Annotated in this window: 16 protein-coding genes and 2 tRNA genes; 2 read left to right on the top strand and 16 right to left on the bottom strand. The window is 45.4% G+C overall.

Annotated features, from left to right (window positions below; all coding sequences use genetic code 11):
* The first annotated feature begins 1 nt into the window (after position 1).
* A complete protein-coding gene (gene btsR / locus PR795_RS05780) occupies positions 2–718 on the top strand; it encodes a two-component system response regulator BtsR (RefSeq protein ID WP_272516708.1) in 717 nt (238 codons plus the stop codon).
* 23 nt (positions 719–741) lie between these two features.
* Complete coding sequence (locus tag PR795_RS05775; RefSeq protein WP_154630366.1) at positions 742–1113, top strand: YjaA family stress response protein; 372 nt, start codon at positions 742–744, stop codon at positions 1111–1113.
* 69 nt (positions 1114–1182) lie between these two features.
* Here the strand turns inward: PR795_RS05775 and PR795_RS05770 are convergent, their stop codons facing one another.
* The 16 genes from PR795_RS05770 to rlmE all read right to left on the bottom strand — a co-directional run bounded on the left by PR795_RS05770 (position 1183) and on the right by rlmE (position 19356).
* Positions 1183–3150 (bottom strand): DEAD/DEAH family ATP-dependent RNA helicase, encoded by a 1968-nt coding sequence (locus PR795_RS05770; RefSeq protein ID WP_181480351.1) that lies wholly within the window; start codon positions 3148–3150, stop codon positions 1183–1185.
* Between the two features lie 170 nt (positions 3151–3320).
* On the bottom strand, positions 3321–4238 hold the full coding sequence (gene nlpI, locus PR795_RS05765; protein WP_006657957.1) for a lipoprotein NlpI: 918 nt from the start codon (positions 4236–4238) through the stop codon (positions 3321–3323).
* Between the two features lie 81 nt (positions 4239–4319).
* Positions 4320–6440, bottom strand: a complete 2121-nt coding sequence (gene pnp / locus PR795_RS05760) for a polyribonucleotide nucleotidyltransferase (RefSeq protein WP_006662414.1) — start codon at positions 6438–6440, stop codon at positions 4320–4322.
* A 279-nt stretch (positions 6441–6719) separates the two neighbouring features.
* Positions 6720–6989 carry a 30S ribosomal protein S15 gene (gene rpsO, locus PR795_RS05755; protein WP_006657959.1) on the bottom strand — a complete coding sequence of 90 codons (270 nt, stop codon included), beginning with the start codon at positions 6987–6989 and terminating at the stop codon, positions 6720–6722.
* Positions 6990–7103: 114 nt separating this feature from the next.
* Positions 7104–8057, bottom strand: coding sequence for a tRNA pseudouridine(55) synthase TruB (gene truB / locus PR795_RS05750; protein WP_006657960.1), 954 nt, complete (start codon positions 8055–8057; stop codon positions 7104–7106).
* Complete coding sequence (gene rbfA, locus PR795_RS05745; RefSeq protein ID WP_006657961.1) at positions 8057–8467, bottom strand: 30S ribosome-binding factor RbfA; 411 nt, start codon at positions 8465–8467, stop codon at positions 8057–8059. Before rbfA ends, truB begins: the two co-directional genes overlap by 1 nt.
* 86 nt (positions 8468–8553) lie before the next feature.
* The gene (gene infB / locus PR795_RS05740) at positions 8554–11292 is read right to left on the bottom strand and encodes a translation initiation factor IF-2 (RefSeq protein ID WP_006662413.1); all 2739 of its coding nucleotides are present in this window, start codon (positions 11290–11292) and stop codon (positions 8554–8556) included.
* A gap of 23 nt (positions 11293–11315) precedes the next feature.
* Positions 11316–12824 (bottom strand): transcription termination factor NusA, encoded by a 1509-nt coding sequence (gene nusA / locus PR795_RS05735; protein WP_006662412.1) that lies wholly within the window; start codon positions 12822–12824, stop codon positions 11316–11318.
* A 23-nt stretch (positions 12825–12847) separates the two neighbouring features.
* Positions 12848–13300, bottom strand: coding sequence for a ribosome maturation factor RimP (gene rimP / locus PR795_RS05730; RefSeq protein ID WP_006662411.1), 453 nt, complete (start codon positions 13298–13300; stop codon positions 12848–12850).
* 213 nt (positions 13301–13513) lie between these two features.
* A tRNA-Met gene (locus PR795_RS05725) sits at positions 13514–13590 on the bottom strand.
* A 57-nt stretch (positions 13591–13647) separates the two neighbouring features.
* Positions 13648–13737 (bottom strand) — tRNA-Leu (locus PR795_RS05720).
* A 121-nt stretch (positions 13738–13858) separates the two neighbouring features.
* The gene (secG, locus tag PR795_RS05715; RefSeq protein WP_006658020.1) at positions 13859–14203 is read right to left on the bottom strand and encodes a preprotein translocase subunit SecG; all 345 of its coding nucleotides are present in this window, start codon (positions 14201–14203) and stop codon (positions 13859–13861) included.
* 249 nt (positions 14204–14452) lie between these two features.
* Entirely contained in the window at positions 14453–15790 is a 1338-nt protein-coding gene (gene glmM / locus PR795_RS05710; protein ID WP_006658019.1) for a phosphoglucosamine mutase, read from the bottom strand.
* Complete coding sequence (gene folP / locus PR795_RS05705) at positions 15783–16631, bottom strand: dihydropteroate synthase (protein ID WP_006658018.1); 849 nt, start codon at positions 16629–16631, stop codon at positions 15783–15785. The genes glmM and folP overlap by 8 nt, the downstream gene beginning before the upstream one ends.
* Positions 16632–16701: 70 nt before the next feature.
* Positions 16702–18669, bottom strand: a complete 1968-nt coding sequence (gene ftsH, locus PR795_RS05700; protein ID WP_036967645.1) for an ATP-dependent zinc metalloprotease FtsH — start codon at positions 18667–18669, stop codon at positions 16702–16704.
* Positions 18670–18726: 57 nt separating this feature from the next.
* Entirely contained in the window at positions 18727–19356 is a 630-nt protein-coding gene (rlmE, locus tag PR795_RS05695) for a 23S rRNA (uridine(2552)-2'-O)-methyltransferase RlmE (RefSeq protein ID WP_006658016.1), read from the bottom strand.
* Positions 19357–19376 lie beyond the last annotated feature (20 nt).

The raw sequence follows: 19376 nt of genomic DNA, 5'->3' as shown, positions 1-19376 counted from the left end.
TATGAATGTATTGATCGTTGATGACGACCCCCTAGCTCGCGAAAACGTGCGCTGTTTACTTGAGGAACATGACGATATCGAAATTATTGGCGAGTGTGCCAATGCGATAGAAGCCATTAGTTTAATTCACAAAAAAAAGCCTGATGTGGTGTTTTTAGATATTCAAATGCCTCGCGTGACTGGGCTGGAAATGGTACGTATGCTGGATCCTGAAGAGCGCCCACATATCGTCTTTCTGACCGCATTTAATGAATTTGCGATTCAAGCCTTTGAAGAACACGCGTTCGATTACCTCCTCAAACCTCTTGAACCCGAAAGATTAGCAAAAACCCTAGCGCGTTTACGACAAGGCAAGCACAAACAAAACTTAGAACTACTGGATAATAACGAGCCACTCAAGTTTATTCCTTGTACCGGGCACAGCCGAATTTATCTAATGAAATTAGAGGACGTACAATACGTTACTTCACGTATGAGTGGTGTCTATGTTATGAGTACCCAAGGGCAAGAAGGATTCACTGAATTAACGTTACGGACCTTGGAAATGCGCACACCGTTAGTTCGGTGTCATCGCCAATATTTAGTCAATATGACACAGCTCAGTGAAATTTTATTTGGCGATAATGGGCAAGCTGAATTAGTGCTATGCTCAGGAGAGCATATTCCGGTTAGTCGCCGTTATTTAAAACCATTAAAAGAAGCACTAGGATTGATTTAGCGAATCGTACAGGAGAAGAGGTTATGGCTGATTTTTACCTGCAAATTCGGACAAACTCGATGACGTTGAAAAACCTTGAGACTCACGAGGAGCATAGTGCTACCGGAGAGTTTTCAACCCAGCGAATGGTCGTCGGGGATTTTTTTAATGCTGAATCAGTCCTGTATCAATTGGTGTGTGATATGGGACTAAATGTCCGTCGCCCTTTCGCTTCTCGGCATCGTGTATTGGTACAAGCCCTTGAAATTATTGATGGGGGTGTCAGTCTGGTCGAAGAGCGCCTATTTACAGAAATGGTCTATGGGGCGTTTAATCGCCGCATTAAAAAAGTACTCGTCAGTCGCGATACTCTCCCCATGCCTCAGCGGCAAGCAAAAGCCTTATTAGACTCATAAAAAAACCCGCATTTAAATGCGGGTTTTTTGTGTTTATCTCAGCCACATTTACGTGGCTGGATAGCGCTATTATGCGTTGTGGCTGCTGCTACGACGACGTGGTGCTGCATTGTTACCTTCTTGGCGTGGCGCTGAGTTACCACGCTCACCACGGTTAGCACCATCACGATTTCCACCACGACGGTTGCCGCTGAAACCTTCACGGTCTCCACCGCCACGACGACCATCACGATCGCCACCACGGTCATTGCGACGACCTGCACCGAAGCCACCTTCGCTACCACCTTCACGACGTGGGCCACCACGACGCTCACCGCCACCACGGCGTTCAAATGGCTGAGCATCACCGATCAGTTGCATTTGAGTTGGTTTGTTCAGGATACGTGCACGGCTTAAGTGAGTTAACACGTCAGCTGGCATACCTTTTGGTAATTCAATTGTAGAGTGAGTTCCGTACAATTTGATGTTACCAATGTAACGGCTGCTGATATCCGCTTCGTTAGCAATCGCACCAACGATATGACGAACTTCAACACCGTCATCACGACCCACTTCGATACGGTACATTTCCATATCGCCAACATCACGACGTTCACGACGAGCGCCACGATCACCGCGTTCTGCACGGTCAAAACCATTACCGTTGGTGTTACGACGGTCATTACCACGACGGTCATCACGGTCGTTGAATTCACGACGTGGACGACGCGGTGCATCTGGTGGCAGGATCAGAGCGCGTTCGCCTTGAGCCATTTTCAGTAATGCTGCTGCTAAGGTTTCCATATCAACATCTTCCGATGGAGACATTTTCGCTAACAGTGAACGGTACTGATCTAAGTCGCTGCTTTCTAATTGCTGTTGAATTTGTTCAGCAAATTTAGCCTGACGACGTTGGCTTAACAGATCTGCATCTGGCAGCTCAACTTCAGGAATAGTCAGCTTCATCGTACGTTCAACGTTACGCAGCAAGCGACGCTCACGGTTTTCAACAAACAGTAATGCGCGACCCGCACGACCTGCACGGCCAGTACGACCGATACGGTGGACGTAAGATTCTGCATCCATTGGGATGTCGTAGTTAACGACTAAGCTGATACGCTCAACATCCAGACCACGTGCTGCAACGTCAGTTGCGATCAGGATATCTAAACGACCGTCTTTTAAACGCTCTAATGTTTGCTCACGCAGTGCTTGGTTCATGTCACCATTCAGTGCCGCACTGTTGTAGCCATTACGCTCAAGAGTTTCTGCAACTTCTAACGTTGCGTTTTTCGTACGAACGAAAATAATCGCTGCATCGAAATCTTCAGCTTCTAAGAAACGCACCAGCGCTTCATTTTTACGCATACCGTAAACAGTCCAGTAGCTTTGAGCGATGTCTGGACGGGTAGTAATGCTCGCCTGAATGCGGATCTCTTTAGGATCTTTCATAAAGCGACGAGTAATACGACGGATTGGTTCTGGCATTGTTGCCGAGAACAGCGCAGTTTGGTGTTCTGCTGGGATTTGGCTCATGATGTTTTCAACATCTTCAATGAAGCCCATACGCAGCATTTCATCAGCTTCGTCTAATACTAAGCCTTTCAAGTTAGAAAGGTCTAAAGTACCGCGCTTCAGGTGGTCAAGCAGACGACCCGGAGTTCCTACGACCACTTGTGGTCCTTGGCGTAATGCGCGAAGCTGAACGTCATAACGTTGACCGCCGTACAGGGCAACCACGTTTACACGGTTCATATGTTTAGAGAAATCGCTCATTGCTTCAGCAACTTGTACTGCCAACTCACGAGTTGGTGCAAGAACTAAAATTTGTGGCGCTTTTAGATCAGCGTCGATGTTGTGCAGTAATGGCAAGCTGAATGCAGCGGTTTTACCACTACCAGTTTGTGCCATACCTAATACATCGTTACCATCCAATAACAATGGAATACATTGCTGCTGGATTGGAGATGGTTTTTCGTATCCCAGGTCGCTTAGTGCGTTCAAAATAGATGCTGATAAACCTAGATCAGCAAAAGACATATCGGTCTCAGTCGTCATGTAAAGGTGCCTCATACTTAATGGCGGCCAGTTTACATAACGGAGCGAAAATCATTTCGGTCATTATCATTTAAAATGTGAACTGGCTCAAATTGTGTTATTAAACGAACAAATAAACCCTCACCCATGATGGATGATGGTTTAAGAATTGATAGAGAAATGTTCGTCAGCTATTGCTGGCCCGATTCTAATAGGTCGTCTTGTTCTTGGCCTAACAGCGCCAATTCCAACAATGCGTAGCGGTGCTCAACAAAGCTGTGTGCGTTGTTAGCTACCGTCAGTTTGAATAACGCAGCCGCGCTATCCTTATCCCCCAGACTTAGGTAATGCTTACCTAAATAGAAGTTAGTTTCACTGAGATGCTCAGCGAGCGAAGTGTTATCCGTAGATGTCTCTTTCAAACGCTCCATCAATGTTGTTTCATTGATATTGCCAAGATAGAATTCTACGATATTCCAGCCCCATTGCCCTTTCTCCGCTTGATTGTAGCGGGCTGCAAGATTGTCTTGCGCCATACGCGGGTCTATGTCTTTTTCTACGAGATAAAGCCATAGAGTACGAAAAGGATCATTTGGATCTATCTGATAATACGCCAGCAGATCATCCTGCGCTAATTTGTATCGTCCACCGTAATATAATGCGATGCCACGATTCATACGCGCGAAATTGTAAGTTGGATCAAGCTCTAAAACAGAATCAAACGCTTCATAGGCGGCATCATAGTTGCCAGCCTGCGTAAAATATATTCCTAAAAAGTTAAAGATTTCAGGAATATCCGGACGGATTGACAACGCAGTTGAAAAATCATTACGTGCCAGCGCCCTTAAACCGAGACTATCATACAATACTCCGCGCTCATATAAAAGCTGCGCGTATTCATCATCGGTTAAAGATCGGCTCGCAAGGATTTGTTCCATACGAGCCAGAATCACTTCTTGTTGCAATGAAGGCTGCAATGGAACCGCGAAAACCTCGTTTTTACGCCAATCTTTATTACTACATCCAATAATAATAAAAAAGATAAACGCCGATAGCACACGAACTAAGGTGCGACTATCTAAAAAACGAAAGTTAATACAGTTCTGCATACTACGCCCTTACATTACCACTAGTCAGCAAATTTAGGCTGATAGCGCCCAAGTTTATCAGGCGCTACACTTTAGGTCAGCTTATTCTGCTGATTCCTGCTGTACTGGAGCTTCTTCACCAGCGACAGCTTCTTTCATGCTCAGGCGAATACGGCCTTGACGGTCGATTTCTAACACCTTAACAGGAACTTCTTGACCCATTTGCAGGTAATCAGTCACTTTCTCTACACGCTTGTCAGCGATTTGAGAAATGTGAACCAGACCTTCTTTACCGCCACCGATAGCAACGAATGCACCGAAATCAACGATACGAGTCACTTTACCTTGGTAAATACGACCCACTTCAACTTCTGCGGTAATGTCTTCAATACGACGAATCGCTTCTTTCGCTTTCAGACCATCAGTCGCAGCGATCTTCACAGTACCATCATCTTCGATCTCGATCGTTGTACCTGTTTCTTCCGTTAATGCACGGATTACAGAACCACCTTTACCGATGACATCTTTGATCTTGTCTGGGTTGATGCGAATGGTGTAAATACGTGGAGCAAATTCAGAGATCTCTTCACGCGGGCTATTGATTGCTTGTTCCATTGTGCTAAGGATATGCAGGCGCGCACCTTTAGCTTGGTTCAGAGCAACTTGCATGATTTCGCGAGTGATACCTTCGATTTTGATATCCATTTGCAGTGCGCTGATGCCGTCACGGCTACCCGCTACTTTAAAGTCCATATCACCTAAGTGGTCTTCATCACCTAAGATGTCAGACAGGACAACGAAATCGTCACCTTCTTTCACCAGACCCATTGCGATACCCGCAACAGCAGCTTTAATTGGCACACCAGCATCCATCAGAGCCAGAGATGCACCACATACCGATGCCATTGAAGAAGAACCGTTAGATTCAGTGATTTCAGAAACCACACGTACAGTGTACGGGAATTCTGCTTGTGAAGGCATAACTGCCAGCACACCACGTTTCGCTAAGCGACCGTGACCAATTTCACGACGTTTAGGTGAACCAACCATACCAGTCTCACCAACAGAGTATGGAGGGAAGTTGTAGTGGAATAAGAAGCGGTCAGTGTATTCGCCCATTAATTGGTCGATAACCTGTGCATCACGCTCTGTACCTAATGTTGCAGTAACCAGTGCCTGAGTTTCACCGCGGGTGAACAGTGCAGAACCGTGAGTACGTGGCAGAACACCAGTACGAACGTCTAATGCACGAACCATATCTTTTTCACGACCATCAATACGCGGCTCACCACGGATTACGCGGCTACGAACAACTTGTTTTTCTAAGTGAGCAAGAATGTCTGACACTTCAGAAACATCAACGTTTTCGTCTTCAGCAACCAACGCGCCAATCACTTCTTCTTTGATCAAGTCAACTTGAGCATAACGCTCTTGTTTTTCAGTGATACGGTAAGCATCGCCCATACGGCTTTCAGCCAGTGCAGCAACACGGTCGTGCAGAGCTTGGTTAACTGGCTCTGGCTGCCAATCCCACTTCTCTTTGCCCGCTTCTTTCACTAATTCGTTGATATTCTGGATAACAACTTGTTGTTGGTCATGACCAAATACAACTGCCCCCAGCATTTGTTCTTCGCTTAACAGTTCAGCTTCAGACTCAACCATTAATACTGCGCTGTCAGTACCTGCTACCACTAAATCCAGACGGCTTGATTTTAATTCGTCTGCAGTTGGGTTCAGAACGTATTGGTCGTTAATGAAACCAACACGTGCAGCACCGATAGGACCATTGAATGGAACACCAGACAGTGCCAGTGCAGCAGATGCACCGATCATCGCAACGATGTCAGGGTTAACTTGTGGGTTAACAGATACAACGGTAGCAATGATTTGGATTTCGTTCAGGAAGCCTTCTGGGAACAGAGGGCGTAATGGACGGTCAATCAGACGCGCAACTAAGGTTTCGCCTTCACCAGGACGACCTTCACGACGGAAGAAACTGCCTGGGATACGACCCGCTGCGTAAGTACGCTCTTGGTAGTTAACAGTTAAAGGGAAGAAATCTTGCCCTTCTTTAACTTTTTTCTGTGCCACAGCAGTCACGAATACTGCGGTGTCATCCATGTTTACCATCACCGCAGCCGTTGCTTGGCGTGCGATCATGCCGGTTTCTAATGTAACGGTATGCTGGCCATACTGGAACTTACGAACAATAGGATTTAACAAAATATTACCCTTTTTGTAAGGCTACGAGAGATTCTCACGTAGCATGGTTTATTTTCTGACTACAGCCTCGCGACTAATGAGAGGATTGATATTCCAATCATCAATCCTCTCATTAGCCGCGCGAATCGGATGTAGTTTTCAGTGGTTTTAATTAAAACAGTCAATTATCGATAATAGCTTAACATTTTAGTTAAGTATAATTCGAGTATTACTTCAACTTTCAACTAACTTTTAGAAGAAAAGGGGCCATTTGGCCCCTTTCCTCTGAAACTGACAAGATTAACGACGCAGACCCAGACGCTCGATCAGCGCTGTGTAACGTGCGATATCTTTACCTTTCAGGTAAGCTTGTAAACGACGACGCTGAGCAACCATACGCAGCAGACCACGACGGCTGTGGTGATCTTTTTTGTGCTCTGAAAAGTGGCTTTGCAGATGGTTGATTTGAGCAGTTAACAGAGCGATTTGAACTTCGCTTGAACCCGTGTCGTTTTCACCGCGGCCGAATTCAGCAACGATTTTCGCTTTCGCTTCAGTACTTAGAGACATAATAAACTCCAAAATAATATAAATTTAAGTGATGAGAGCCAATCTCTAATTTAGCATCTCAAGATTTAGCGCCGCCATTCTACGCTGCTTAAGACAGCAAAGCAATAAGCGCCATTATGCGGACGGTTCATTTTCAACGACCAAACGCTTTGGTGCAATACGTCCATCTTCACTAATCAGAGCAATACCGATAAACCGCTGCTCTGAACCGCAAGTGACACGAATCATATCGCCTTCTGCAAGGTCTTTGACATCACCACGCACAGGCTGACCCTGTTTAAAATACGCAGCCGTTTCTTCAGTGATATTCACCGCAGGAAAATGAACCACAGCGGTATCCATTGGCAATAATAGGGAATCGAGTAGGGATTCAAACGAACCTTCACCCGCATCCACTTTTGCCCGTAAAGCAGCTAATTGCTCCAAAGTGACCATACGATCGTAAGGATAATTTGCCACTTGTACACGACGCAGATACGTCACATGTGCACCACATCCAAGCATTTCCCCTAAATCGTCAATGATAGTACGAATATAGGTGCCTTTAGAGCAGTGAATTTCCAGTTCTAATTCATTGTTATCCCAACGAATAAACTGAAGTTCATACACCGTGATAGGACGCGCTTCACGCTCTACCGTAATTCCTTTTCTCGCATATTCATACAGTGGGCGCCCTTGATGTTTCAGCGCAGAATACATAGAAGGAACTTGCAGCGTATCACCACGAAAATGCTCTAGAGCCTCTTCGAGTTGCTTCGCGGTAAAGGTAATGTCACGCTCACAGATAATTTCGCCATGGGAGTCGGAAGTGTCCGTTCGCTGTCCAAGGCGCGCAATCACCCGATAACGTTTATCTGAGTCGAGTAAAAATTGTGAAAATTTCGTCGCTTCACCAAGACAGACCGGCAGCATACCCGTCGCTAACGGGTCAAGTGCTCCCGTATGCCCTGCTTTATTCGCGTTGAAAAAGCGCCGCACTTTTTGCAGCGCATCATTTGAGGAAATATCGGTGGGCTTATCTAACAGCACAACGCCGTCAATATTGCGCCCGCTACGACGACGCCCCATTATTTTTCCTCTTTACTATCTGTACCAGCACGACGTTCTTCGTCACTACGGATCACGTTTGAGACTAAGTTAGACATACGCATACCATCAACCAATGAGTTGTCATATTCAAACGTTAATTCAGGAATAATACGTAAACGCATCGCTTTCCCCAGTAATGAACGAATGAAACCTGATGCTTCATTTAAGGCTTTGATACCGTCAGCCACCATCTCTTCTTCACTTTTTTCATTCGCAAAGTTAAAGAAAGTAACAAAGACTTTACCGTATGCCAGATCCCGTGACAGCTCAACACCAGAAACGGTTGCCATTCCAATACGAGGATCTTTGATCTCACGCTGCAAGATAATCGCAATTTCTTTTTGCATTTCTTGCGCTACGCGCTGAGAACGACTGAATTCTTTTGCCATCGTTATATCTCCTGACAATAAAGGGGGCAATCGCCCCCTCATCAATACTATTTTGTCACCACAATCTCTCGTGGGTACTCACAAAATTAACCGTCGATTGAACGCTTAACTTCGATAATTTCAAAGACTTCGATCATATCGCCGGTACGGACATCGTTGTAGTTCTTAACACCGATACCACATTCCATACCGTTACGAACTTCACTAACGTCATCTTTAAAGCGGCGCAGTGATTCCAGCTCACCTTCGTAGATAACCACGTTATCACGCAGAACGCGAATTGGATTATTACGTTTGATGGTACCTTCAGTAACCATACAACCAGCAATTGCACCAAATTTCGGTGATTTAAATACATCACGGACTTCTGCAAGACCCATGATTTGCTGTTTGTATTCTGGTGCCAACATACCACTCATCGCTTGTTTGATTTCATCAATCAGGCTATAGATAACTGAGTAGTAACGTAAATCAACACTTTCGCTTTCAACTACACGACGAGCAGATGCATCCGCACGGACGTTAAAGCCAAGAATAATCGCATTAGAAGCCGCTGCCAGAGTTGCGTCAGTTTCGGTGATACCACCCACGCCTGAACCAATGATTTTAATTTTAACTTCATCAGTTGACAGTTTCATCAGAGAGTCAGTGATAGCTTCACAGGTACCTTGAACGTCAGTTTTCAGTACAATATTCAGTTCAGAAACTTTACCTTCTTCCATGTTAGCAAACATGTTTTCCAGTTTAGATTTCTGCTGACGAGCTAATTTCACATCACGGAATTTACCTTGACGATACAGGGCAACTTCACGCGCTTTCTTCTCATCACGAACCACGGTAGCTTCATCACCGGCAGAAGGAACACTGGACAGACCCAGAATCTCAACTGGCATTGAAGGCCCCGCAGACAGCACTTCCTTACCTAATTCGTTGCGCATTGCACGAATACGGCCATATTCAAATCCACACAGCACGATGTCGCCTTTGTTCAATGTACCTTCTTGAACTAAGATTGTAGCAACTGGGCCACGACCTTTGTCTAGGTAAGATTCAACAACTACACCGCTTGCCATGCCTGCATAGACTGCTTTCAGTTCTAAAACTTCAGCTTGCAGTAAAATAGCATCTAACAGTTCATCGATACCGGTACCGACTTTCGCAGATACACCGATAAACTGAGTGTCACCGCCCCACTCTTCAGAAATAACGCCGTACTGAGACAGCTCATTTCTGACGCGATCTGGGTCAGCTTCTGGTTTATCCATTTTGTTTACCGCAACAACGATTGGCACACCCGCTGCTTTCGCATGCTGGATAGCTTCGATTGTTTGAGGCATAACACCATCATCCGCAGCAACAACCAGAACAACGATATCCGTTGCCTGAGCACCACGAGCACGCATTGATGTAAACGCGGCGTGACCTGGGGTGTCTAAGAAGGTGATCATACCTTTGTCAGTTTGAACATGGTATGCACCGATGTGCTGAGTAATACCACCTGCTTCACCTGATGCCACTTTCGTTGAACGAATGTAATCCAGTAAAGAGGTTTTACCGTGGTCAACGTGACCCATGATAGTAACAACTGGCGCGCGAGGTTCTCTTACTGCGGAGCCAGTGTCACGGTCATTCATTACCGATTCTTCTAACTCATTCTCACGACGCAAAATAACTTTGTGACCCATTTCTTCTGCAACTAATTGTGCAGTTTCTTGGTCAATCACTTGGTTGATGGTTGCCATTGCGCCCATTTTCATCATCGTTTTAATGACTTGAGAGCCTTTAACCGCCATCTTGTTCGCTAATTCGCCAACAGTGATAGTTTCGCCGATAACGACATCACGGTTTACTGCTGCAACAGGTTTGGTGAAGCTTTGTTGTAAAGAGCTACCTTTACGTTGCTTACCTTTAGAGCGACCTGAACGACCAGCTGCGCGTTCTTCTTCGCGATCCGCTTTTTCAGAAAGTTTATTACCTTTCTTTTGACGAGGTGCTTTTGCGGTACGGTTACGTGAACGACGACCTTCTTCTTTCTCATCACTTTCATCTTCTGCCGCACGAGCGTGAGTAGATGTCGTTGTATGATAGTCGCTGTCTTCTTCAGATTTACTCTCTGAGTTCCAGTCTCCCGCTTTTTCTTCAGCCATTTTACGGGCTTCTTCAGCAACACGACGCGCATCAGCTTCAACTTTACGTTGAGTTTCTTCTTCCGCTTTGCGTTTCAGTTGGGCAGCTTCGGCTTCAAGACGCTGTTTGTCAGCGTTACTTTCTGTCGCCGCTTTGCTTGGTTTTTGATTTTCGCTTTGTTTCACTTTTTCTCTTTCCGCTACTTCGCGCGTAGCTTTATCAGCTGCTTCACGTTTTGCTTTCTCTTCGGCTTCACGTTTTGCGTTAGCTTCAGCGTCACGTTTTGCAGCATCTTCCGCTGCACGTTTCGCTTCAACTTCACGTTTTGCCAGTTCCTCAGCTTCGCGCTGTGCTTGCTCTTCCGCTTCACGCTGCGCCTGCTCTTCCGCTTGCGCTTCTTCAGCGTCGCGGTTCACATAAGTGCGTTTTTTGCGGACTTCAACATTTACCGATTTGCTTTTGCCACCGGTGACTGGAACACTCAGCGTACTACGAGTTTTACGCTGCAGTGTTAATTTACTTGGCTGACCCGCTGCTCCGCCTTGTTCACGGTTTAAGTGGTTCAGTAAAGTTTCTTTTTCAGTCTGGCTAACAGAGTCATTCGCACCTTTCGTGATCCCTGCTTCAGCAAATTGCTGTACCAGGCGTTCAACTGTGGTTTGAATTTCCGTTGCCAGTGATTTTACAGTTTCTGTCATGCCGTTCCTTCCTGCTACAGTGTTTACGCATCGTTTCCGAACCAGCAAATATTACGTGCTGCCATAATGAGTTCACCTGCTTTCTCATTATTCAGACCTTCGATATCAATCAGGTCGTCGATGCCCTGCTCAGCAAGATCTTCCAGTGTACAGATACCGTGAGTAGCCAAATTATAGGCCAGAGTACGATCCATACCATCAAGATTCAACAAATCTTCTGCTGGCTGATTATCACCCAAACTCTCTTTTTGAGCTAGTTCAATTGTGGTGAGGGCAGCTTTTGCTCTTTCACGTAGAACTTCAACGGTTTCTTCATCAAGACCGTCAATTTCCAGAAGTTCTTTAATAGGCACGTAAGCCAGTTCTTCTAATGTCGAGAAGCCTTCTTCAACAAGTGTTGTAGCAAACTCTTCATCAATATCTAGATGCTTAGTGAATGTTTCAATAGAAGCGTGTGCTTCTGCCTGATGTTTTGCATTCAGCTCTTCCGCTGTCATGACATTCAGTTCCCACTTGTCATCACCACGGTGGATTTTCAGTAACTGAGCCGCTAAGCGAACGTTTTGTCCATTACGTCCAATTGCTTGTGCTAAGTTACTGCTTTCAACGGCAACATCCATCGTACAGTTGTCTTCATCAACCACAATAGATGCCACATCTGCCGGAGCCATAGCATTAATAACGAATTGCGCTGGGTTATCATCCCATAACACAATGTCGATTCTCTCGCCGCCTAATTCACTAGAAACCGCTTGAACTCGAGCACCGCGCATACCAACACAAGCTCCAACTGGATCGATACGCTTGTCGTTCGTTTTTACTGCGATTTTTGCACGAGAACCGGGATCACGAGCCGCAGCTTTGATCTCAATGATTTCTTCGCCAATTTCTGGTACTTCGATGCGGAATAATTCAACCAGCATCTCTGGACGAGAACGAGTTACAAAAAGCTGTGCGCCACGAGCTTCAGGGCGAACATCATACAGGACTCCGCGGATACGGTCACCAGGGCGGAAGTTCTCGCGTGGTAGCATATCTTCGCGCAGGATCACAGCTTCTGCATTATTACCTAAATCTAAGGTAATGTTTTCACGGTTAACTTTTTTAACCTGAGCAGTGATGATTTCACCTTGTTGCTCACGGAATTGGTCAACCACCATCGCACGCTCAGCTTCACGAACTTTTTGTACGATAACTTGCTTAGCGGTTTGCGTGGTAATACGGTCAAATACAACTGATTCGATTTGGTCTTCGACGTATTCACCTAGCTGCAATGCAGGATCTTCAAATTGTGCAGCTTCCAGTGTAATTTCACGCGTTGGCATTGTGACTTCGTCAACAATCACCCAACGACGAAACGTATCGAAATCACCCGATTTACGATCGATTTCTACGCGAACATCAATCTCTTGCTCATATTTCTTTTTCGTTGCTGTCGCCAGCGCAGTTTCCAGAGCCTCGAAGATTTTTTCACGAGGGAGGGATTTTTCGTTAGAAACCGCTTCAACAACAGCCAGAATTTCTTTGTTCATCCTAGTTGCCTCATTGAACTTAATTAAAAGTGTGGTACTAAGTTAGCTTTCTGGATGTTGCCGAGGGCGAACACCTCATCCTTACCATCTACAGTAACCGTAATCATTTCACCATCAACGGCTTTGATAATTCCTTGCCATCTACGACGGTTCTGCATCGCTATACGCAGTGACAGAGCCACTTCTTCACCCATAAAACGCTCATAATGAGCGATGGTGAACAGTGGACGTTCCATACCCGGTGACGATATCTCAAGGTTATAAATCACAGAAATTGGATCTTCGACATCCAATACTGCACTCACTTGATGGCTGACATCAGCACAGTCATCAACAGTGATGCCTTCTTCACTATCAATGAAAATACGCAGTGTCGACGTACGCCCGCGAACAAATTCTAAGCCTACAAACTCAAAGCCTAGTGCTTCCACTGGTGCCGAAACCATCTCTGTTAATTTTTGCTCTAATGTGGACAAGCCCACCCCCAGACATAAAAAAAGGGCATAAAGCCCAGTTAATTCGATTGTCAAATAACAAAAAACCCCGAAATTCGGGGCTTTTGTAACTGGACCCATAGTGCATGGGTTTACCGTGCTCTTAGTATACCTTGAAAATCTAGATAAATCGATGAGAAATTACGATAACGATATCTGATATTGTTGCTGCAAGATATGTTTGACTAAGAGAAATGGTTGCGGGAGCTGGATTTGAACCAACGACCTTCGGGTTATGAGCCCGACGAGCTACCATGCTGCTCCATCCCGCGTTCGAAACGTGACTATTTTACACTGACTATTGTGACTTCACAAGTCGTCTAAAATAATGGTGCCGAGGACGGGACTTGAACCCGTACGCCCGTTTTGTAGGCACTACCACCTCAAGGTAGCGTGTATACCAATTTCACCACCTCGGCACTGAGGCGAGGTTACTAATTTATCAATCAATAACCTCAAATTTTTAACTTCTTACTACGTTACTGCTAGTTGAGACTACATTGATGAGAACACAATGCGGTCATCCGGAATCTTTCACACTTAACGAGGAATATCGCTCGTTGGTGTTGCTGGTGCTGCCGGAACGTCTGTTGGTTGCTCGACTTTTGCCGGTTCGCTAATGTTTTCCCACTTACTACCTGCACCAGTTCCATACTTGTTGGCAGTCATGTTGCCAAGAATTAAACTGATAACGAAAAACACAGCAGCCAAGATTCCAGTCATGCGGGTCATGAAGTTACCTGAACCCGATGAACCAAACAGTGTTGCAGAAGCGCCCGCACCGAATGATGCACCCATGTCAGCACCTTTACCTTGCTGTAACATGACCAGACCAATCAGGCCGATAGCCGCGAGCAAGAAAACAACTAAAAGAGCTATATACATTTGAGTTACCTATTCAGTTACGGCGCATAGCCTATGCTATGACCCTTATACTGCACACCTACTCAAAACACTATTACGGAATTGAGCAGGTGCGAATACTAACCAAAGCTGAGCTGACAAGCAAGTCTATTTTGATTTCATTTGACTAATTGAAGAAAAAAACAGCAAACCATCGAAATATCATACTCAGCTTAGTAATTTCTCTCCCTTAGGTCAGTTTTTATCCGCGATAAGGGAGAATGTGCAACATTAACCGGCCGCTTTAACTGCATCGGCAATGCGGTTTGCCATTTCAGTGACAACGTCTTCGTTTTCACCTTCAACCATGACACGGATCAGAGGCTCAGTACCTGACTTTCTCAGTAACACACGCCCTTTACCCGCTAACTCTTTTTCAACTTGTTCATTCGCAGCAACAACCGCTTCACTTTGCAAAGGATCGTGTTTGCCTTTAAAGCGCACGTTAACAAGAATTTGAGGTAGAAGCTTCATACCGCTACACAGGTCATGTAAGCTCATGTGGTTACGAACCATTGCACTTAACACTTGAAGACCAGCGACAATACCGTCACCTGTGGTGGTTTTATCTAATAAAATCACATGACCGGAGTTTTCAGCCCCCATACGCCAGCCTTTTTCTTGTAATTTTTCGAGCACATAACGGTCTCCCACTTTTGCACGCTCAAACGGGATACCTAACTGTTTCAGGGCTATTTCCAGACCCATGTTGCTCATTAGAGTACCGACAACGCCACCTTTTAACTGACCTTGACGCAGCGCTTCACGAGCAATGATATACAGTATTTGGTCGCCATCGACTTTATTACCTTGATGGTCGACCATAATGATCCGGTCACCATCACCATCAAACGCTAAGCCCACATCTGCCTTTTCTGCAATCACACGCTCTTGTAACTTACGAACGTCAGTAGCACCACACTCTTCGTTGATGTTGATCCCATTAGGATCACAACCCATAGTGATGACTTGAGCACCTAACTCACTGAAAACGTTTGGTGCAATATGATAAGTGGCGCCGTTCGCACAATCTAAAACCACTTTAAGGCTGTTTAAGCTCTGTTCGTTAGGGAATGTCCCTTTGCAGAATTCAATGTAACGCCCCGCCGCATCAACGATACGGTTCGCACGACCAAGTTCTGCTGATTCAACGCAAGTGATCGGTTTTTCCATTTCAGCTTCAATGGCTTCTTCAACTTCGTCAGGCAGTTTAGTTCCGTCAATAGAGAAGAACTTAATCCCGTTATCATAGTAAGGGTTATGAGAAGCTGAAATCACAATCCCTGCCTCTGCACGGAAAGTACGAGTTAAGTAAGCCACAGCTGGTGTTGGCATTGGGCCTGTAAATGATGCGGATAACCCTGCCGCAGCTAAACCAGCTTCTAATGAAGACTCCAACATATAGCCAGAAATACGCGTATCTTTACCAATGATAATTTTACGTGAACCGTGACGAGCCAGCACTTTACCTGCGGCCCAGCCTAATTTTAAAACAAAATCAGGAGTAATTGGGCTGTCGCCTACTTTTCCACGAATACCATCAGTACCAAAATATTTACGGTTACTCATACGCTAATTTTTCCTTTTCTGACAGAGTCATCTGAACGACTTGCATTGCTTGTACAGTCTCTTTCACATCATGAACTCGGATAATTTGTGCCCCTTGCATTGCCGCAATGGTGGCACAAGCTAAGCTGCCCGCAAGACGTTCTTGAGGTGGAACATTTAATAATTGTCCAATCATAGATTTCCGTGACAGTCCTGCCAAGAGCGGTAGTCCGAAATCATGAAATTGATCTAAATGCGCTAGTAGCTGGTAATTATGCGACAGGTTCTTGCCAAAACCAAAGCCTGGATCGAGGATTATTTGCTGTTTATCAATTCCCGCCGCCACACAGCGTTCAATTTCACCGGCAAGATAATCTTTAACGTCTTTGACAACATCCACATAATTTGGTGCATCTTGCATTGTTCTCGGCTGACCTTGCATATGCATAATACACACTGGTAGCCCCAGCCTTGCAGCCACTTCAAGGGAACCTGCTTCATGTAGTGAACGAATGTCATTAATAATATGCATACCTACTTTTGCGGCTTCATCCATAACTTGAGCTTTCGAAGTGTCGACAGAAATCCACACATCAAAACGCTTTGCAATAGCGTCTACCACGGGTACAACACGATCGAGCTCCTCACTAATCGAAACTTCAGCAGCACCTGGTCGAGTTGATTCGCCGCCGATATCAATAATTGTTGCGCCGGCTTGGACCATTTTAGCAACATGGTCGAGGGCATCATGATAACGATTATGAGTGCCACCATCTGAAAATGAGTCAGGAGTAACATTCAGAATCCCCATCACTTGAGGGGTTGATAAGTCAAGGAGGCGACCTCGGGCTTTAATATGCATGATTATTTTTCCTTAACGTAAAAAACCCCAGTAACCTGGGGTTTTTAATTATTCAACTTATCACGACAGCTTATTGTGGCTTGCTCTCGTTATTATCGGATGAATCGTTTTCATCTGATTTTTCAGTTGGCTCTTCTGGTTGAGTCTCAGCTGGCTTTGCTTCAGGTTTTGATGTGCTAGCCGCAGCACCAAATGAACCTGTAACATTGTTCACTTTTTTATCCTCATCCCAGCCTGCTGGCGCGCGTACTGGACGGCGATTCATCAGGTCATCAATCATTGGCATATCGATTGTTTCATATTTCAATAATGCATCTTTCATCGCATGCAGAATATCCATATTGTCGGTTAAGGTTTTATGTGCAACCTGATAACCACGGTCGATGATTGCTTTAATTTCTTCGTCAATGATACGTGCAGTTTCATCAGAGTAAGTTGAGCTCTGCCCTGAACGACCTAAGAATGCAGGACCCTCTTCTTCAGAATATAACACTGGACCTAACTTGTCAGAAAAGCCCCACTGAGTCACCATTTTTCTCGCAGTGCTGGTTGCTTGCTGAATATCACCTGATGCGCCAGTTGAGATTTTGTCATAACCGTAGATCAGTTCTTCTGCAATACGACCACCGTATGTACTTGCGATATTTCCTTCTAACTTCTGGCGGCTCGCACTGATTTGGTCGCCTTCAGGTAAGTAGAAAGTCACACCCAGAGCACGGCCACGAGGAATAATTGTCACTTTATGCACAGGGTCATGCTCTGGCATTAAGTAACCAACGATTGCGTGTCCAGCTTCATGATAGGCTGTCGATTCTTTCTGCTCTTCAGTCATCATCAGTGAGCGGTGCTCAGCACCCAGCCATACTTTATCGCGTGCTCTTTCGAATTCAGCCATGGTAACAACACGTTTATTTTCACGCGCTGCAAACAATGCCGCTTCGTTCACTAAGTTTGCTAATTCCGCACCCGAGAAACCAGGGGTAGCACGAGCCAGAATCGTAGTATCAACTGCTGGATCGATTGGCACACGACGCATATGAACTTTTAAGATTTGCTCACGACCACGAACATCTGGCAAACCAACCACAACTTGACGGTCAAAACGACCTGGACGCAGTAATGCAGGATCCAGAACATCAGCACGGTTAGTTGCCGCGATCACGATAATACCTTCATTACCTTCGAAACCATCCATCTCAACCAGCATTTGGTTCAGTGTCTGTTCACGTTCATCGTGACCACCACCTAAGCCTGCGCCACGTTGACGACCAACAGCATCGATTTCATCGATAAAGATGATACAAGGAGCCGCTTTTTTCGCTTGTTCGAACATATCACGAACACGGGAAGCCCCCACACCCACAAACATTTCCACGAAGTCAGAACCAGAAATGGTAAAGAATGGGACTTTTGCTTCACCCGCAATAGCTTTAGCGAGTAATGTTTTACCTGTACCCGGCGGTCCTACCATCAGGACACCTTTCGGAATTTTACCACCGAGTTTTTGGAAACGAGCTGGTTCACGTAGGAAGTCTACGATCTCACCCACTTCCTCTTTCGCTTCATCACAGCCCGCAACATCAGCAAATGTTGTTTTGATCTGATCTTCTGTCAGCATACGAGCTTTGCTTTTACCGAATGACATCGCCCCTTTACCGCCGCCACCTTGCATTTGGCGCATAAAGAAGATCCAGACACCAATCAACAGCAGCATTGGGAACCAGGAAATGAAAATAGATGTCAGTAAGCTAGGCTCTTCTGGTGGTTCACCGACGACAGTAACATTCTTGTTTAACAAGGTGTCTAACAACTTCTCATCCTGCATAGGCAGATAAGTAGTGTAGCGGCTGTTATCCGCTTTTCTGACGTTCAATTCACGACCTGTGATACGAACTTCACGTACCTGATCCTGGGCTAACTCATTGATAAACGTTGAATAATCAACTCTGCGACTATTCGAATCGCTTGGGCCAAAACTCTGGAACAAGGACATCAGAACAACTGCGATGACTAACCAGAGAATTAGGTTTTTCGCCATGTCACTCAAGGGATTAACCTCACCTTACAACTGTGTTAACAAATAACGCTCAGGGTACTATAGTTTTAGTCCTGTCGCTACAATGTATACTTCACGCGATCGTGCCCGCGAAGATTCGGGTTTACGAACTTTAACCTTCGTAAACAGGGAGCGGATATCCCTAAGGTATTCGTCAAAGCCTTCTCCCTGAAATACTTTAACGATAAAACTTCCCCCAGGAGCCAATACCGCACGGCACATATCCAATGCTAATTCAACCAGATACATAGAGCGGGGAATATCCACTGCGGGTGTTCCGCTCATATTTGGGGCCATGTCAGACATAACCACTTGTACTTTTTTATCGCCCACTCGCTCTAACAAAGCAGCTAGCACGGCATCATCACGAAAATCCCCTTGAAGGAAATCCACGCCGACGATTGGATCCATTGGTAGTAAGTCACAAGCAATAATACGACCGTTGTGACCAATTTGACCAACAACGTATTGTGACCATCCACCAGGGGCAGCACCTAAATCAACAACGGTCATACCTGGTTTAAAAATCTTATCACTTTGCTGGATTTCATCCAGTTTAAACCATGCACGCGAGCGGAGCCCTTTCTTTTGTGCTTGCTGAACATATTTATCACTAAAATGTTCTTGCAACCAACGACTGGAGCTTGCTGAACGTTTTTTATTGGCCATTGCACTTTCCAACTATACTA

Source organism: Providencia sp. PROV209, assembly GCF_028479485.1.
Taxonomy (GTDB): Bacteria; Pseudomonadota; Gammaproteobacteria; order Enterobacterales; family Enterobacteriaceae; genus Providencia; species Providencia alcalifaciens.
Note: the sequence above shows the minus strand (reverse complement) of the source record. Positions and strands in the feature narration are given on the sequence as shown.

What these genes read in the sequence shown, in the direction of transcription:
- btsR (WP_272516708.1), top strand. Translation starts at nt 2, where the DNA reads ATGAATGTATTGATCGTTGATGACGACCCCCTAGCTCGCGAAAACGTG.
- PR795_RS05775 (WP_154630366.1), top strand. Translation starts at nt 742, where the DNA reads ATGGCTGATTTTTACCTGCAAATTCGGACAAACTCGATGACGTTGAAA.
- PR795_RS05770 (WP_181480351.1), bottom strand. Translation starts at nt 3,150, where the DNA reads ATGACGACTGAGACCGATATGTCTTTTGCTGATCTAGGTTTATCAGCA.
- nlpI (WP_006657957.1), bottom strand. Translation starts at nt 4,238, where the DNA reads ATGCAGAACTGTATTAACTTTCGTTTTTTAGATAGTCGCACCTTAGTT.
- rpsO (WP_006657959.1), bottom strand. Translation starts at nt 6,989, where the DNA reads ATGTCTCTAAGTACTGAAGCGAAAGCGAAAATCGTTGCTGAATTCGGC.
- truB (WP_006657960.1), bottom strand. Translation starts at nt 8,057, where the DNA reads ATGGGGCGTCGTCGTAGCGGGCGCAATATTGACGGCGTTGTGCTGTTA.
- rbfA (WP_006657961.1), bottom strand. Translation starts at nt 8,467, where the DNA reads ATGGCAAAAGAATTCAGTCGTTCTCAGCGCGTAGCGCAAGAAATGCAA.
- infB (WP_006662413.1), bottom strand. Translation starts at nt 11,292, where the DNA reads ATGACAGAAACTGTAAAATCACTGGCAACGGAAATTCAAACCACAGTT.
- nusA (WP_006662412.1), bottom strand. Translation starts at nt 12,824, where the DNA reads ATGAACAAAGAAATTCTGGCTGTTGTTGAAGCGGTTTCTAACGAAAAA.
- secG (WP_006658020.1), bottom strand. Translation starts at nt 14,203, where the DNA reads ATGTATATAGCTCTTTTAGTTGTTTTCTTGCTCGCGGCTATCGGCCTG.
- glmM (WP_006658019.1), bottom strand. Translation starts at nt 15,790, where the DNA reads ATGAGTAACCGTAAATATTTTGGTACTGATGGTATTCGTGGAAAAGTA.
- folP (WP_006658018.1), bottom strand. Translation starts at nt 16,631, where the DNA reads ATGCATATTAAAGCCCGAGGTCGCCTCCTTGACTTATCAACCCCTCAA.
- ftsH (WP_036967645.1), bottom strand. Translation starts at nt 18,669, where the DNA reads ATGGCGAAAAACCTAATTCTCTGGTTAGTCATCGCAGTTGTTCTGATG.
- rlmE (WP_006658016.1), bottom strand. Translation starts at nt 19,356, where the DNA reads ATGGCCAATAAAAAACGTTCAGCAAGCTCCAGTCGTTGGTTGCAAGAA.